General features: G+C 45.6%; 12 protein-coding genes, 2 tRNA genes and 3 rRNA genes. 14 read left to right on the forward strand and 3 right to left on the reverse strand.

Translation table 11 applies throughout. The features are described from left to right. The first annotated feature begins 25 nt into the window (after positions 1-25). The 13 genes from K4H25_RS03675 (at position 26) to K4H25_RS03735 (ending at position 12,589) form a co-directional block, all read left to right on the forward strand. Positions 26-1,559, forward strand: a 16S ribosomal RNA gene (locus K4H25_RS03675). A 64-nt stretch (positions 1,560-1,623) separates the two neighbouring features. Next, positions 1,624-1,700 (forward strand) — tRNA-Ile (locus K4H25_RS03680). Positions 1,701-1,707: 7 nt separating this feature from the next. Next, a tRNA-Ala gene (locus tag K4H25_RS03685) sits at positions 1,708-1,783 on the forward strand. 377 nt (positions 1,784-2,160) lie between these two features. Beyond that, positions 2,161-5,053 (forward strand): 23S ribosomal RNA (locus tag K4H25_RS03690). A gap of 185 nt (positions 5,054-5,238) precedes the next feature. Continuing rightward, positions 5,239-5,352, forward strand: a 5S ribosomal RNA gene (gene rrf, locus K4H25_RS03695). Together the 16S, 23S and 5S rRNA genes with 2 tRNA genes alongside form the textbook arrangement of a ribosomal RNA operon. 202 nt (positions 5,353-5,554) lie before the next feature. Beyond that, positions 5,555-6,061 carry a D-glycero-beta-D-manno-heptose 1-phosphate adenylyltransferase gene (gene rfaE2, locus K4H25_RS03700; RefSeq protein WP_221022062.1) on the forward strand — a complete coding sequence of 169 codons (507 nt, stop codon included), beginning with the start codon at positions 5,555-5,557 and terminating at the stop codon, positions 6,059-6,061. Next, positions 6,058-7,362: a mechanosensitive ion channel family protein gene (locus tag K4H25_RS03705; protein WP_221022063.1), complete on the forward strand. Its 1,305-nt coding sequence runs from the start codon at positions 6,058-6,060 to the stop codon at positions 7,360-7,362. Before rfaE2 ends, K4H25_RS03705 begins: the two co-directional genes overlap by 4 nt. 87 nt (positions 7,363-7,449) lie before the next feature. Further along, on the forward strand, positions 7,450-8,634 hold the full coding sequence (locus K4H25_RS03710; protein ID WP_221022064.1) for a DesA family fatty acid desaturase: 1,185 nt from the start codon (positions 7,450-7,452) through the stop codon (positions 8,632-8,634). A gap of 84 nt (positions 8,635-8,718) precedes the next feature. Then, positions 8,719-9,069: a RidA family protein gene (locus tag K4H25_RS03715; RefSeq protein ID WP_173533116.1), complete on the forward strand. Its 351-nt coding sequence runs from the start codon at positions 8,719-8,721 to the stop codon at positions 9,067-9,069. Positions 9,070-9,147: 78 nt separating this feature from the next. Continuing rightward, positions 9,148-10,212 (forward strand): glycoside hydrolase family 18 protein, encoded by a 1,065-nt coding sequence (locus tag K4H25_RS03720; protein ID WP_221022065.1) that lies wholly within the window; start codon positions 9,148-9,150, stop codon positions 10,210-10,212. Between the two features lie 67 nt (positions 10,213-10,279). Further along, a complete protein-coding gene (locus tag K4H25_RS03725; protein WP_255587985.1) occupies positions 10,280-10,765 on the forward strand; it encodes a methylated-DNA--[protein]-cysteine S-methyltransferase in 486 nt (161 codons plus the stop codon). After that, complete coding sequence (gene xerD, locus K4H25_RS03730; protein WP_221022067.1) at positions 10,755-11,684, forward strand: site-specific tyrosine recombinase XerD; 930 nt, start codon at positions 10,755-10,757, stop codon at positions 11,682-11,684. Before K4H25_RS03725 ends, xerD begins: the two co-directional genes overlap by 11 nt. A 74-nt stretch (positions 11,685-11,758) precedes the next feature. Further along, positions 11,759-12,589 carry a mechanosensitive ion channel family protein gene (locus K4H25_RS03735; protein ID WP_173533119.1) on the forward strand — a complete coding sequence of 277 codons (831 nt, stop codon included), beginning with the start codon at positions 11,759-11,761 and terminating at the stop codon, positions 12,587-12,589. Positions 12,590-12,663: 74 nt separating this feature from the next. On the opposite strand, the gene clpA is transcribed toward K4H25_RS03735, so the two are convergent. Both clpA and clpS read right to left on the reverse strand, forming a co-directional pair. Beyond that, positions 12,664-14,928, reverse strand: coding sequence for an ATP-dependent Clp protease ATP-binding subunit ClpA (gene clpA, locus K4H25_RS03740; RefSeq protein ID WP_221022068.1), 2,265 nt, complete (start codon positions 14,926-14,928; stop codon positions 12,664-12,666). Further along, positions 14,925-15,236 carry an ATP-dependent Clp protease adapter ClpS gene (gene clpS / locus K4H25_RS03745; protein WP_173533121.1) on the reverse strand — a complete coding sequence of 104 codons (312 nt, stop codon included), beginning with the start codon at positions 15,234-15,236 and terminating at the stop codon, positions 14,925-14,927. The genes clpA and clpS overlap by 4 nt, the downstream gene beginning before the upstream one ends. A 239-nt stretch (positions 15,237-15,475) precedes the next feature. Here clpS and K4H25_RS03750 point away from each other — a divergent pair, with 239 nt between their 5' ends. Next, a complete protein-coding gene (locus K4H25_RS03750) occupies positions 15,476-15,679 on the forward strand; it encodes a cold-shock protein (protein WP_173533122.1) in 204 nt (67 codons plus the stop codon). 130 nt (positions 15,680-15,809) lie between these two features. Here K4H25_RS03750 and icd read toward each other — a convergent pair whose 3' ends face one another. Beyond that, on the reverse strand, positions 15,810-17,033 hold the full coding sequence (gene icd, locus K4H25_RS03755) for an NADP-dependent isocitrate dehydrogenase (protein WP_221022069.1): 1,224 nt from the start codon (positions 17,031-17,033) through the stop codon (positions 15,810-15,812). Between the last annotated feature and the right edge of the window lie 113 nt (positions 17,034-17,146).

Consider the following 17,146-nt stretch of genomic DNA (forward strand, 5'->3'; position numbering starts at 1 on the left):
CCAAGTATGTAAATTCAGCTAGATTAAACGAAAGAGTTTGATCCTGGCTCAGATTGAACGCTGGCGGCATGCTTTACACATGCAAGTCGAACGGTAACAGGGTGCTTGCACCGCTGACGAGTGGCGAACGGGTGAGTAATACATCGGAATGTACCCAGTAATGGGGGATAACGCTTCGAAAGGAGTGCTAATACCGCATACGCCCTGAGGGGGAAAGTGGGGGACCGCAAGGCCTCACGTTATTGGAGCAGCCGATGGCTGATTAGCTAGTTGGTAGGGTAAAGGCCTACCAAGGCAACGATCAGTAGCGGGTCTTAGAGGACGATCCGCCACACTGGAACTGAGACACGGTCCAGACTCCTACGGGAGGCAGCAGTGGGGAATCTTGGACAATGGGCGAAAGCCTGATCCAGCAATGCCGCGTGCGTGAAGAAGGCCTTCGGGTTGTAAAGCGCTTTTGTCGGGGAGGAAATCCTAGTGGTTAATAACTACTGGGGATGACAGTACCCGAAGAATAAGGACCGGCTAACTACGTGCCAGCAGCCGCGGTAATACGTAGGGTCCAAGCGTTAATCGGAATTACTGGGCGTAAAGCGTCCGCAGGTGGCTTGATAAGATAGACGTGAAATCCCTGGGCTCAACCTAGGAATTGCGTTTATGACTGTCTCGCTAGAGTATGGGAGAGGGGGGTGGAATTCCACGTGTAGCAGTGAAATGCGTAGAGATGTGGAGGAACACCGATGGCGAAGGCAACCCCCTGGCCTAATACTGACACTCATGGACGAAAGCGTGGGGAGCAAACAGGATTAGATACCCTGGTAGTCCACGCCCTAAACGATGTCTACTAGTTGTTGGGCTTTTCGGAGCTTAGTAACGCAGCTAACGCGTGAAGTAGACCGCCTGGGGAGTACGGTCGCAAGACTAAAACTCAAAGGAATTGACGGGGGCCCGCACAAGCGGTGGATGATGTGGATTAATTCGATGCAACGCGAAAAACCTTACCTGGTCTTGACATGTACGGAAGTCCGTAGAGATATGGATGTGCCTTCGGGAACCGTAACACAGGTGCTGCATGGCTGTCGTCAGCTCGTGTCGTGAGATGTTGGGTTAAGTCCCGCAACGAGCGCAACCCTTGCCATTAGTTGCTAACATTTAGTTGAGCACTTTAATGGGACTGCCGGTGACAAACCGGAGGAAGGTGGGGATGACGTCAAGTCCTCATGGCCCTTATGACCAGGGCTTCACACGTCATACAATGGTCGGTACAGAGGGTCGCCAACCCGCGAGGGGGAGCTAATCTCACAAAACCGATCGTAGTCCGGATTGCACTCTGCAACTCGAGTGCATGAAGTCGGAATCGCTAGTAATCGCGGATCAGCATGTCGCGGTGAATACGTTCCCGGGCCTTGTACACACCGCCCGTCACACCATGGGAGTGGGTTTTACCAGAAGTAGCTAGGATAACCTTCGGGAGTCCGGTTACCACGGTAGGATTCATGACTGGGGTGAAGTCGTAACAAGGTAGCCGTAGGGGAACCTGCGGCTGGATCACCTCCTTTCAAGAGAAAGATTGGTAGATTAAGTACTCACACTCATCGGCTGTAGATTTGAAAGAAACGATATGGGTCAGTAGCTCAGTTGGTTAGAGCACCGTGTTGATAACGCGGGGGTCATAGGTTCGATTCCTATCTGACCCACCAGTATCACGGGGGTTTAGCTCATCTGGTAGAGCACCTGCTTTGCAAGCAGGGGGTGAACGGTTCGAGTCCGTTAACCTCCACCATTATCTGCTGTAGAAAATAGAATTCTATGTATTGCACGTTGTTGGGTGCAGTGTATTTTATTCTGGTTTCTAAAATTAGATAAATCGGCTGTTTATATTTAGATATGAATGATTGATTTTAGTAATATCGCTCTTTAACAAAATAGAAGAAGTAATTAATTCCAATAAACATTGTAATGGAATTAAATAAAACAATAACTGCGTGCAGTTGTGGTTGAGTTTAATTTCAAAGTAAAAATATTGGGTTGATTGTATCTGTTCAGTTGTGCTGGTCTCATGCCAGTGGAACTGAACCGCAAGTGAAATGAGAACTCACTTGCAAGTCGCAAATACGATTTCAGTAATCTGAGATACGTTTTACGTGTTTGAGGTTATAGGATCAAGCGAATAAGTGCATCTGGTGGATGCCTTGGCGATGATAGGCGACGAAGGACGTGATAGCCTGCGATAAGCGTGGGGGAGCTGGCAAAGTGCTTTGATCCCACGATTTCCGAATGGGGAAACCCGGCCCTTTTGGGTCATCCTAGACTGAATACATAGGTCTAGCGAAGCGAACCCGGTGAACTGAAACATCTAAGTAACCGGAGGAAAAGAAATCAACCGAGATTCCCAAAGTAGTGGCGAGCGAAATGGGAAGAGCCTGTACGTGATAGCAGTAGACTTAATAGAATGGAATGGAAAGTCCAACCATAGTGGGTGATAGTCCCGTATATGAAAAGTCAATTGTGGTACTAAGCGTACGAGAAGTAGGGCGGGACACGAGAAATCCTGTTTGAAGATGGGGGGACCATCCTCCAAGGCTAAATACTCATCATCGACCGATAGTGAACCAGTACCGTGAGGGAAAGGCGAAAAGAACCCCGGGAGGGGAGTGAAATAGAACCTGAAACCGGATGCATACAAACAGTGGGAGCCCTTGAAAAATGGGGTGACTGCGTACCTTTTGTATAATGGGTCAGCGACTTACGTTCAGTAGCGAGCTTAACCGAATAGGGGAGGCGTAGGGAAACCGAGTCCGAATAGGGCGCATAGTTGCTGGGCGTAGACCCGAAACCAAGTGATCTATCCATGGCCAGGATGAAGGTGCGGTAACACGCACTGGAGGTCCGAACCCACTAACGTTGCAAAGTTAGGGGATGAGCTGTGGATAGGGGTGAAAGGCTAAACAAACTTGGAAATAGCTGGTTCTCCTCGAAAACTATTTAGGTAGTGCCTCATGTATCACTGACGGGGGTAAAGCACTGTTATGGCTAGGGGGTCATCGCGACTTACCAAACCATGGCAAACTCTGAATACCGTCAAGTGCGAGCATGGGAGACAGACCTGGGGTGCTAACGTCCTGGGTCAAGAGGGAAACAACCCAGACCGCCGTCTAAGGTCCCAAATGATCAATTAAGTGGAAAACGAGGTGGGAAGGCACAGACAGCCAGGATGTTGGCTTAGAAGCAGCCATCATTTAAAGAAAGCGTAATAGCTCACTGGTCGAGTCGTCCTGCGCGGAAGATGTAACGGGGCTCAAATTGATAACCGAAGACGCGGATATGACCATTTATGGCATATGGTAGAGGAGCGTTCTGTAAGCCTGTGAAGGTGTCTTGAGAAGGATGCTGGAGGTATCAGAAGTGCGAATGCTGACATGAGTAGCGATAAAGGGAGTGAAAAGCTCCCTCACCGAAAACCCAAGGTTTCCTGCGCAACGTTCATCGGCGCAGGGTGAGTCGGCCCCTAAGGCGAGGCAGAAATGCGTAGTCGATGGGAAACAGGTTAATATTCCTGTACTTGATATAAGTGCGATGTGGGGACGGAGAAGGTTAGGTTAGCCAACTGTTGGAATAGTTGGTTTAAGTGTGTAGGCGGGTGTCTTAGGCAAATCCGGGACGCTGTTAACGCTGAGGCATGATGACGATTCACTTAGGTGATGAAGTAACTGATACCCTGCTTCCAAGAAAAGCCACTAAGCTTCAGCTTATATTGAACCGTACCGCAAACCGACACAGGTGGGTAGGAAGAGTATTCTAAGGTGCTTGAGAGAACTCGGGAGAAGGAACTCGGCAAATTAACACCGTAACTTCGGGAGAAGGTGTGCCTTATTGGTGAAGAACCTTGCGTTTGGAGCTATATAAGGCCGCAGAGAAATGGGGGCTGCGACTGTTTATCAAAAACACAGCACTCTGCCAACACGAAAGTGGATGTATAGGGTGTGACGCCTGCCCGGTGCTGGAAGGTTAATTGATGGGGTGCAAGCTCTTGATCGAAGCCCCAGTAAACGGCGGCCGTAACTATAACGGTCCTAAGGTAGCGAAATTCCTTGTCGGGTAAGTTCCGACCCGCACGAATGGCGTAACGATGGCCCTACTGTCTCCTCCCGAGACTCAGCGAAGTTGAAGTGTTTGTGAAGATGCAATCTCCCCGCTGCTAGACGGAAAGACCCCGTGAACCTTTACTGTAGCTTTGCATTGGACTTTGAAGTGGTTTGTGTAGGATAGGTGGGAGGCTTTGAAGCAGAGACGCTAGTTTCTGTGGAGCCGTCCTTGAAATACCACCCTGACCCCTTTGAGGTTCTAACCTTGGTCCGTTATCCGGATCGGGGACCGTGCATGGTAGGCAGTTTGACTGGGGCGGTCTCCTCCCAAATTGTAACGGAGGAGCTCGAAGGTCGCCTAGGTACGGTCGGACATCGTACTGATAGTGTAATGGCAAAAGGCGGCTTAACTGCGAGACCGACAAGTCGAGCAGGTGCGAAAGCAGGACATAGTGATCCGGTGGTTCTGTATGGAAGGGCCATCGCTCAACGGATAAAAGGTACTCCGGGGATAACAGGCTGATTCCGCCCAAGAGTTCACATCGACGGCGGAGTTTGGCACCTCGATGTCGGCTCATCACATCCTGGGGCTGTAGCCGGTCCCAAGGGTATGGCTGTTCGCCATTTAAAGTGGTACGTGAGCTGGGTTCAAAACGTCGTGAGACAGTTTGGTCCCTATCTGCAGTGGGCGTTGGAAATTTGAGAGGGGCTGCTCCTAGTACGAGAGGACCGGAGTGGACTGACCTCTGGTGTACCGGTTGTCACGCCAGTGGCATTGCCGGGTAGCTAAGTCGGGAAGAGATAAGCGCTGAAAGCATCTAAGCGCGAAACTTGCCTCAAGATGAGATTTCCCTAGGGTTTTAAATCCTCTAAAGAGTCGTTCGAGACCAGGACGTTGATAGGTTGGGTGTGGAAGCGCAGTAATGCGTTAAGCTAACCAATACTAATTGCTCGTGAGGCTTGATCCTATAACCTGAAGCGCGTAGTGCGACGATGGATATAATCAATCCAAGTGTTGTTGTTGGAAAGTGTAGTATAATTACTTCTTCTATTGATTTTACGAGTTAGCGCTGTAGGTTGTGGTCTGAAAAGATAGCGGCTGAATGCGATAACTCTCGTGTGACTTGAAAGAGTTGCATCAGACAAGTTTTTGTCTGGCGACCATAGCGAGGTGGTCCCACTCCTTCCCATCCCGAACAGGACAGTGAAACACCTCAGCGCCGATGATAGTGCGGATTGCCCGTGTGAAAGTAGGTCATTGCCAGACTTCCCTATAAGTAGAAAGCCCGATTCGAAAGAGTCGGGCTTTTTGCTGTCCTTTACTTTTACTGGAGGACACTATCAAATAGATATGAACTACATTTAAATATGTAGTTCATCGCTCTTATTTTATTGGTGTGATAACTTTAACTTAGGTTAGTATTCAGAACTTAACAGCCAAAATTAATATTTAAATCAAAGGGGCTTTAATGCAAAACGCTCTACCTATTTATTCTACGCCTGAATTCGAAAGTAAAATCTGCCCGCCAGAGTTATTGGCAGAGAAAATTCAGTTATTAGCACGCCCCTTGGTTTTTACTAATGGCTGTTTTGACATTTTACATCGTGGTCATGTGACTTATCTGGCGCAGGCTCGTGCGCTGGGGGCGAGTCTGATTGTTGCATTGAATACTGACGAGTCGGTGCGTCGTTTAGGTAAGGGGGATGATCGGCCAATTAATCCTCTGGCTAATCGTGCTGCAGTGATCGCTAGTTTAGCTGCGGTTGATCTAGTTACTTGGTTTAATGAAGATACGCCTTTTAATTTAATTGATTGTGTCCAGCCGGATATTCTTGTTAAAGGCGGCGACTGGCAATTAGAGCAGATCGTCGGTAGTCGTGAAGTTTTAGCCAGAGGTGGGTTTGTACATTCGATTCCATTTTTATTTGATACTTCTACGACCCAGACACTGAAGAAAATTAGAGGTGATGAATGAGTTTAAATACAGAAAATGTTTTATTCAATGTCGTTAAGGACATTAAACATTTAGGTTTTTTTAGTACAGAGTTTTTATTACAAATTGCTGTTTTATTGTCATGCTGGGGTCTAGCTTTTTTAATTGTAAATCGTTCAAAAAAACGTATTGCAGCAAAAAATTTCCGTTGGCAATTAGCTAATGATGGTGTGCAGCGTTTATTATTTCCTGTTTTAGCGTTGATTTTAGTTACTCTTGGCAATATTACTTACCAAATATTCGAAGGGCAAACTAGCTCTTTATTGCGTCTTGCTAATCTATTGATGGTTGGTTTAGTTAATATTCGAATTCTTGTTTATATTATTCGAAGAACTTTTGAAGGAGCGACTTGGGTCCAACGTTGGGAGCGATATATTGCTGCAATTATTTGGATTGGTTATGTATTGCACGTTGTCGGCATTTTGCCGCAAATTTTAGAAGCTTTAGATACAATTAGTTTTGATGCTGGGAAAGTGCATATATCCATACTTACCGTAATTCAGGGTTTATTGTCGGTTGGTGCGACGCTACTGATTGCAATGTGGATTGGCCGCCTAATCGAGCAACGTTTAATGTCTACAGATGTTATGGATATGAACGTTCGTGTTGTGCTGGTTAAGGTAATGCGTTCGCTTTTAGTTGTTTTGGCGGTACTTGCTTCTTTATCAATGGTCGGCATTGATTTAACGGTGCTGTCGGTATTTGGTGGTGCTTTAGGTGTCGGCTTGGGTTTTGGCTTACAAAAAATTGCTTCTAATTATGTTTCTGGTTTTATTATTCTTTTGGATCGCTCGATTAAATTAGGCGATTTAATTTCAGTTGATAATCGCCAGGGAATTATTAGTGGCTTAACTTCTCGCTATATTGTTTTAAAAGCACCTGATGGTACTGAGGCCTTGGTGCCAAATGACACTTTAATTTCTCAAACAGTCGTGAATCAGTCTTATAACGATCGTTCAGTCTGGGTTGGACTTCCTATTCAAGTTGCATATAACTCAGATTTAGATCAAGTCATGAGTATTATGACCGAGATTACTAAAGATGAATCTCGTATTTTGAAAGAACCCGCTCCAGGTGCATTTGTGACTGCATTTGCCGATAGTGGTATTAACTTGACGTTAGGTTTTTGGCTGGCTGATCCAGAAAATGGACAGATGGGTTTGAAGTCTGATTTAAATATGAAAATCTGGCGGGCATTCAAAGCAAATAATATTGAGATTCCTTATCCTCGGCGTGATATTACGATTCTACCCGGATCAGTTTTACCCAATTCAAATGTGTAATGCTGTTGTTTTTGAGTAATGCTGAGTAAAATCAGCATTCGATTATTTTTAATCGCAATGGCATAAACCTTGCACAAGGAAGATGGAATGGAATGGCTTAATGGAATGGTTGTTTTACCGTGGTGGGGTTATGTATTAGTCGTCCTCGCGCTAACGCATATTACGATTGCATCGGTAACGATTTACCTGCATCGGCATCAAGCGCATCGTGCTCTTGATTTACACCCATTGATTAGCCATTTCTTTCGTTTCTGGCTGTGGCTAACAACGGCGCAAGTAACAAAGGAGTGGGCAGCAATTCATCGCAAGCATCATGCCAAGTGTGAGAGTGCCGAAGATCCACATAGCCCACAGATATTGGGTATTGGTAAAGTATTTTGGCAGGGATGGGAGTTGTATCGGGCAGAAGCCGCCAATTTAGAAACATTGCAAAAATATGGGCATGGCACTCCGGATGATTTTTTAGAGCGTAATTTGTATTCGCGCTATGCATCTTGGGGACCAACTTTAATGGCAGTCATAGATCTATTACTATTTGGGGTGAATGGTATTTGGATTTGGGCCGTACAAATGTTATGGATTCCTGTGACAGCAGCAGGAATTATCAATGGATTTGCGCATTATTGGGGCTATCGTAATTTTGAAACTGAAGATGCTTCGACGAATTTAATCCCTTGGGGTATTTTGATTGGCGGAGAAGAATTACATAATAATCATCATACATTTGGTACCTCAGCGAAGTTATCTTATAAGTGGTTTGAATTTGATATTGGTTGGCTGTATATCCGGACGATGGCTATTTTGGGTTTAGCAAAAATTCGTAAAGTCGCACCTAAATTAAAAGTTACCAGCATTCGTCCCGAGCTCGATGAGCATGTCTTACAAGCTATTATTGCCAATCGATATGCAATTGCCGCGCATTATGCGCGTACTTTGAAACAAACTGTTGCTGCAGAGATTGAGCATTTATCGGCAACTGCTGCCTTGCCTTCAATGAGTTTTGATATTACAAAACGCATGAAGCTTTGGTTAAAGCAAGATGCAAAAGATACTTCGGCTAGCGATAAAATTCATTTGGAATTAATTTTGACGCAAAGTAAAGTGTTGGAGCAGGTATATCAAATGCGGCAAGAATTAACTCGTATTTGGGAGCGATCAACGTTGAATCGTCATGAATTAGTTTTGCAGTTGCAAGATTGGTGCACACGCGCAGAAAATAGCGGTATTCAATCTTTACGTGATTTTTCTTTGCGATTACGTGCGATTGCTTAAGAAAAAAGTTTTAAAATAGTGTCATCATTAATTGAAGGCGAACCGTGGGTTCGCCTTTTTATATTCATTTTGGAGAATAAAACAATGTCATCTATTCAGCGTTACCATGTTGGCCCTCGTCTTTGTGAAACCGTAGTGCATAACAATACCGTTTATTTGGCAGGGCAAATTGCTGAAGATTTAGACAAAGACGCCTTAGGACAAACTGTTGAAGTTTTGGCGTGTATTGATCGCTTATTGGCAGAAGTAGGTTCAGATAAGACAAAAATTTTGCAGGTTACAATTTTTATCACTGATATGGCTGATTTTGATGCGATGAATTTAGCTTGGGGTGAATGGGTCCCTCAAGGGCATACGCCAGCCAGAGCAACCGTTCAAGCTAAGTTAGCTGATCCCCGTTACAAGGTAGAAATGACGGTGATCGCAGCACTTTAAATTGGTTATTGTGCATAGAATGTAAGCTAATTATTGGGTAGTGTGATTCGGGTCTTTCATGGTCTAACGAGGTTGCAGATGTCTCGAATTATGTTGGCGTACTTAGCAAGTTGGCAGCATTGTGATATCAGTGCTTTGCCGGTAGAAAAGTTAACGCATCTTTGTTATGCCTTTGCCAAAGTAGTGGATGGCGAAGTGATTGAGCAAGATGCTGCTGATCCACAGCTTAGTAATGAAGCGTATTGTCAGAAAATATGCGCGCAATTGCAGCAATTAAAACTTAGAAATCCAGCATTAAAAATCTTGATATCGATTGGCGGCTGGGGGGCTGATGGTTTTTCTGATGCTGCGTTAACCGAGACATCACGTGAGCAATTTAGCCGTTCGACACTGCGCTTTATGCAGAAATATCAATTTGATGGTATTGATTTGGATTGGGAATATCCAAGCAATGCGATGGCAGGCATTAAAGCGCGACCAGAAGATCGGCAGAATTTTACTTTAATGCTGAGCTCATTACGGATTCATTTAGATGAGGCCTCCGCGCAAATGGAAGGTAACCCCCCCTATTTGCTAACCATTGCTGCCGGGGTAGGTACATATTATTTGGAGGGCGTTGAGCTCGAGAAAGTCGCGGCGCAGTGCGACTTTATTAACTTGATGACTTACGATTTTTATAATGGTTGGGCCACTCGTGCAGGGCATCATGCTAATTTATTGACCGCTGCGCATGATCCTAGTGGTGATAGTGCTGACCGAGGTGTGCAGCTTTTTCTCGATCATGGTGTTGCTGCAGAAAAAATGGTATTGGGTTGTCCATTTTATGGCCGTAGTTTATTGGGTGTGGCAAGTCCTGGTTTAGGCGCTGAGGGGCGTGCGCAATCGAATGGTACGCATAGTTATTACAAAATTGCGCATGAGCTTATCCCTAGCGGTCGTTTTACTCGGCATTGGGACGAATCAGCACAAGCGCCATGGTTGTTTGATGGCGATGAATTTATTAGTTATGAAGATGTTGAGTCGATAGCCCTGAAAGGACAATATGTGAAACAGCACGGCTTAGCTGGTGCTATGTTTTGGGAGTACACTGAAGATCAAAGTAACGTCTTATTGGATGCATTGTGGCAATCTTTACAAGATTAATTGTTGGTATATACCTGTATCCAATATTTTGTAAGGATTTGCTTCATATACCTATGGAGTTATGATTGTGCTTAGCATACCGTCTGATGCAGTGATTGCGACGCCTTTTGGGCGAGTTGGTTTGAGCTTGAATGGGGACTTTTTAAGCGCAGTGGATTTTCTGGTTGCCCAAACGCCATTACAAGCAGGTCATCACCCCTTATTGCAAGAGGCAAAACGGCAGATTTTGGCTTATTTTAATGAGCCTAAATTTGTTTTTGATTTGCCTTATCAACTCAATGGTACACCGCATCAACTGAAAGTATGGCAAGCCATCGCAGAGATTCCAGCGGGTGAAGTGCTGACTTACTCCGAGATTGCTCGGCGTTGTACATCAAGCCCACGGGCGATTGGTGGTGCCTGCGGGCGTAACCCGATTCCATTGGTGATTCCTTGTCATCGAGTGGTGGCTATGCATGGACTTGGCGGTTTTAATGCCAACCGAAATGGCCTTGATTGGTTGCCGATCAAGCGCTGGTTATTACAGCATGAAGGTGTAATTGATGGCCAATAAAGCGCCTTTGCCAATGATCGCCGATAGTGAGATGGCGTTGATTAATCAGTTTTTAGACGCGATTTGGCTCGGAGATGGTTTGGCGAGCAACACCATTGAGAGTTATCGTCGAGATTTACTGATTTGGGCTGATTGGCTCGCCAGTGAGCGTGAACAAGGTTTATTGACTGCTGATCGAGATGCGATGCAGGCATTTTTAGCTCGGCAATCGCGCGATATGAAGGCATCGACTTTAGCGCGGCGAATGGCCAGCTTGCGTAAATTTTATCGGCAAGCATTGCTTATTAGCCAGATTACTGTCGACCCAACCGCTGAATTAAGCTCGCCACGTCGAGTTCGACCATTACCTAAAGCCTTACCAGAGGCGAGTATTGCGGCCTTATTAGCCGCTCCAGACGTCAATCTTGCTGCCGGTTTGCGCGATCGAGCCATGCTTGAATTAATGTATGCCACAGGATTACGCGTGACCGAGTTGGTTGAGCTGTCGGTAAATCAGCTTTTCTTACGTGAAAAATATATTCGGGTTATGAATGGTAAAGGCGGAAAACAGCGTTTAGTACCTATTGGTGAGTGGGCGGCACAATGGCTCAGTCGTTACCTGACTGAGGCGCGTTTATTGCTGCTTAAAAATGCCGCGCAAGCCACGTTGTTTTTAAATCAACGTGGCGAGCCACTTACTCGGCAAGGCTGCTGGTTTATTATTAAACAATATGCAGTACAGGCAAATATTCCGGCAGAACTACTTAGCCCGCATGTTTTACGGCATGCATTTGCCACTCATTTACTGAACCATGGCGCTGATTTGCGGGTGGTACAGATGTTACTGGGCCATTCTGACATAACAACAACTCAAATTTACACGCAGGTTGCATCAGCCAGATTGAAAACATTGCATCAAACTAACCACCCAAGAGGGTAAATGATTTGCTCTTTTATACATATCAGATAGTCTTTTGATGTTGCCACTCAGTGGCACTTACATTGGAGATTAAGATGGATACAAGCTTGATTAGCAAATATCAAGATATCATCATGGGATATGTTGCTGAGTTTGGTGTAAAAATTATCGCCGGTATTGCTTTTTGGGTTATCGGTCGCTGGCTTATTGGCATGGTGGTGCGGTTTATTCAAGCCGGTTTAGTCCGGCAAAAAGTCGATGCCACTGTTTTACGCTATGTTGGCTCTGCTGTGACCGTCTTGTTGAATGTGTTGTTAGTGATTGGTATTTTGGGTTACTTCGGCATTCAAACCACGACTTTTGCGGCTTTACTTGCAGCTGTGGGTCTTGCTGTCGGTATGGCGTGGTCAGGGTTGTTGGCTAATTTTGCTGGTGGGGCATTTTTAATTGTATTACGGCCCTTTAAAGTCGGAGACATGATCACTGCGGGTGGGGTAACGGGTGTAGTACATGAAGTGGGGTTATTTTCTTCAACAATTATGACGCCAGATAATGTGCTGACTTTTGTCGGTAACAATAAAATATTTACTGATAACATTCAAAACTACACCGCAACTAAATATCGTCGAGTGGATTTGAAAGCGCAGCTCTCTGGTGCCGCTGATGCGGAAAAAGCGATTGCCTTGCTGAAAGAAGCGATTGCGAAGATTCCAAATGTGATGGTTGAGCCCGGTGTTGAGGTTGAAGTACTTGAGTTTCAACTCGTTGGCCCAGTACTGGCCGTGCGTCCATATTGCCATAATGATCATTATTGGCAAGTTTACTTCCAAGCAAATAAAGCGATTTTAGATACCTTGGCGACATTTCCAGCACCGACGCCATCGCACTTGGTGGTGGTTCAGCAAAAAGAAAATACGGCACAATAAAACAATTTGGCACGACATAATAAAAAACCCGCAGATTTTAAGTCTGCGGGTTTTTTATTACATGAGAGCTGGTATTAAGCTGAAACCTTTTCTCGCTCAGGTAGATTGAGCAATACCTTGCCATCATTATCAATATCAATGGTGACTTGTCCACCGCCAGCTAAACGTCCAAATAACAACTCATCGGCTAGTGCTTTGCGAATGGTATCTTGAATCAACCTAGCCATTGGGCGCGCGCCCATTTGCGGGTCAAAACCGTGTTTGGCTAGGTAGTCTTTGAGAGCATCTGTGAAATGCGCTTCGACTTTTTTCTCGTGCAATTGTGCTTCGAGTTGCATGAGGAATTTTTCGACCACTTGCAAAATGATGCTATGCGTTAATGAAGCAAAAGGAATGATGGCATCAATGCGATTGCGAAACTCTGGCGTAAACAGGCGCTTGATTTCTTGCATTTCATCGCCCGCTTCTTTTTTATTGGTAAAGCCAATGGTAGATTTACCCAGCATTTCGGCACCAGCATTGGTGGTCATAATAATGACGACATTCCGAAAATCGGCTTTACGGCCATTATTGTCGGTGAGGGTGCCATGATCCATCACCTGCAACAAAACGTTATAAATATCCGGATGTGCTTTTTCGATTTCGTCCAATAATAAAATCGAGTAGGGATGTTTATTTACGGCTTCAGTGAGTAAACCACCTTGTTCATAACCAACATATCCCGGTGGCGCACCGATTAAACGACTAACAGCGTGCCGTTCCATATATTCAGACATATCAAAACGAATCAGCTCGATGCCCATCGTATAGGCTAATTGACGGGCAACCTCAGTTTTGCCAACGCCTGTTGGCCCAGAAAATAAGAATGAGCCGATGGGCTTCAACGGATTGCCTAAGCCAGCTCGAGCCATTTTGATCGATGTAGCGAGCACTTCAATCGCTTTTTCTTGGCCAAAAACGACATTACGTAAATCACGCTCGAGTGTTTTCAGCGTGTCTTTATCATTACTCGATACCGATTTAGGCGGAATCCGAGCAATTTTAGCAATAATGTCTTCGATTTCACCTTTGCCAATGGTTTTCTTTTGTTTTGAACGCGGTAATATTTTTTGCGCAGCGCCAGCTTCATCAATCACATCAATGGCTTTATCTGGTAAATGGCGATCATTGATGTATTTTGCAGACAATTCTGCTGCAGTGCTGAGTGCCGCTTGGGTGTATTTCACACCATGGTGCTGTTCAAATTTATCTTTCAAACCTTTTAAAATTTCAATGGTTTGCTCAATACTCGGTTCAACCACATCGATTTTTTGGAATCGACGTGATAAGGCATTATCTTTTTCAAAGATACCGCGATATTCATTGTAGGTGGTGGCACCAATGCATTTTAAAGTGCCATTGGATAACGCCGGTTTCAGTAGGTTTGACGCATCAAGTGTGCCACCAGAAGCCGCACCAGCACCAACGAGCGTATGAATTTCATCAATAAATAGGATGGCATTGCGCTCGTCTGCGAGTTGTTTAATGACTGCTTTGAGGCGTTGCTCAAAATCACCGCGATATTTGGTGCCGGCTAAGAGTGCGCCCATATCTAGCGTATAGACCGTGGCATCGGCCAGAATATCAGGAACTTGTCCTTCGACGATGCAACGCGCCAAGCCATCGGCAATAGCGGTTTTTCCTACGCCCGCTTCGCCGACGAGGAGTGGGTTATTTTTGCGGCGACGGCATAAAGTTTGAATGACGCGTTCAAGCTCAGCATCGCGACCAATGAGCGGGTCTATTTTTCCGGCTAGAGCCTGCTCATTCATATTTTGGGTGTAGCTTTCTAATGCGCCCCCAGGCGTAGCCTCTGTTTCTCCATCCTCATTGGGCTCGGCACGAGGCGTTGCCGGTTGGCTACTGGCTGATTTACTAATGCCATGGGCAATGTAATTGACCACATCAAGACGGGTAATACCTTGCTGATGCAGAAAATACACGGCGTGACTGTCTTTTTCGCCAAAAATAGCCACTAGCACATTAGCGCCAGTGACTTCTTTTTTGCCAGAGGATTGGACGTGCAAAATCGCGCGCTGAATGACGCGTTGAAAGCCGATTGTGGGCTGGGTTTCAACTTCGCTCGTACCTGAAACCACGGGCGTATGCTCAGTGACAAAATCCCCAAGCTGGCGGCGCAGCTCATCTAAGTTGGCGCCACACGCTTTAATAACGTCAATGGCAGAAGGATTGTCGAGCAGAGCTAGCAATAAATGCTCCACAGTAATGTATTCGTGGCGCTTTTGTCTGGCATCCATAAACGCCATGTGCAGACTAACTTCAAGTTCTTGGGCGATCATTGACTCACCTCCATAATGCATTGCAACGGATGCTGATGCGCCCGAGCATACTGTGTAACTTCAGCTACTTTCGTTGCCGCGATATCTTGAGGATAAACCCCACAAATACCACGACCCTCAGTGTGGACTTTCAGCATAATTTGGTTGGCCTTTTCGCTTGGCATTGCAAAAAAATGCTGTAACACATCAATCACGAAGTCCATTGGAGTGTAATCGTCATTGAGTAGCACCACCTGCCACATCGGTGGTGGTGCAGTTCGAACTGCTGCGTCTTTGAGTTCGGTATCGTTCTGATGCTGGATCGCCATTGTTTTATCTTAGTCCCTATTCAATCTTTATTTTGGCGCTCACCACGATTTTTTCAAGCGTGAATGCAATACCACAGTGTGCCGCGTATCTATTATTTATGCTTGACCTTATATGTCAAAGTGGCGTAAAAAGTTATACATGTTTGTTTTGGGATGCCCACGACAAACCGGTTTACCGGTTTTGTACTTTAGTACGATCGGCAATTTATTTTATTTTTGTTATTCAGGATGTCCTCAACATGGCATTAGGTACTGTTAAGTGGTTCAATGATTCTAAAGGCTTTGGCTTTATTACTCCAGACGAAGGCGGCGAAGATCTTTTCGCTCACTTCTCTGCGATCAACATGCCAGGCTTCAAAACATTGAAAGAAGGCCAACGTGTCTCTTTCGATATCACTCAAGGTCAGAAAGGCAAGCAAGCTGGTAACATCCAAGCTGCTTAATTTTCGCTTTAAGTGAAAAACAAAAACCCGCTTCGGCGGGTTTTTTGTTGTGGAGTGACGCAAATTTTGTACATAAAAGTAAAAAACCCCTGCCATTGACAGGGGTTTTAATATCAAACACGCATTGTGTTTACATGCGTTCGATCATGGCTTTACCGAAGGCCGAGCAAGATACTTCTTCAGCGTCGTCCATCAAGCGAGCGAAGTCATAAGTCACTTGCTTGTCGGCAATGGCTTTGCCCATTGATTCGATGATTTTGTCAGCAGCTTCAGTCCAGCCCATGTGACGCAACATCATTTCAGCCGACAAGATGATTGAACCTGGGTTCACTTTATCTTGGCCAGCGTATTTTGGTGCCGTGCCGTGCGTAGCTTCAAAGCAAGCGATGTTGTCAGACAAGTTCGCGCCTGGAGCTATACCGATACCACCCACTTCTGCGGCCAAGGCATCAGAAATGTAGTCGCCGTTTAGATTTAATGTGGCAATCACATCGTAATCTGCTGGACGCAACAAAATTTGTTGCAAGAATGCATCAGCGATCACGTCTTTGATGACGATACCGTTTGGTAGTTGCATCCATGGGCCACCGTCGATCTCAACCGCGCCGAATTCATTTTTCGCGAGTTCATAGCCCCAAGTACGGAACATGCCTTCGGTAAACTTCATGATGTTACCTTTGTGAACCAAGGTAACACTGCGACGGTTGTTGTCGATAGCGTATTGGATGGCTTTGCGAACCAGACGCTCAGTACCTTCTTTCGATACCGGTTTGATACCGATCGATGAAGTTTCTGGGAAACGGATTTTAGTTACGCCCATTTCTTTTTGTAAGAATTCGATAACTTTTTTCGCACCTTCAGACTCAGCGTCCCATTCAATACCGGCGTAGATGTCTTCGGTATTTTCACGGAAGATCGTCATGTCAACGCGTTCTGGGTGCTTCACTGGCGATGGTACGCCTTGGAAGTAGCGCACTGGGCGTAAGCAAACGTAAAGATCCAAGTTTTGACGCAATGCCACGTTCAATGAACGGATGCCGCCGCCTACTGGCGTTGCCAATGGGCCTTTAATTGAAACCACGTATTCTTTTAAGGCATCGAGGGTTTCTTGTGGCAGATATGAGCCATCAGCGTACAATTTAGAGGCTTTCTCGCCGCAATAGATTTCCATCCAGTGGATTTTACGGTCGTCGCCGTAGCACTTTTTCACAGCGGCATCGACAACATCGATCATTACTGGGGTGATATCCACGCCAATACCATCACCTTCGATAAATGGGATGATAGGATTGTTTGGCGTTGCTAGGTTAGGAACGATCTTTTCGCCCCCTTGTGGGACTTTGATTAGACTCATCGGGCACACCTGTGAATTCAGTGGTTGAAAACGTTCACCGCAAGCTTATTAAAGTTTTTGTCGCGGTAAAAACCGAACTATTATCACAGGTTTATCGCCATTCTGCCAAGATT

Source organism: Deefgea piscis (assembly GCF_019665785.1).
In the GTDB taxonomy this organism is placed as follows: domain Bacteria; phylum Pseudomonadota; class Gammaproteobacteria; order Burkholderiales; family Chitinibacteraceae; genus Deefgea.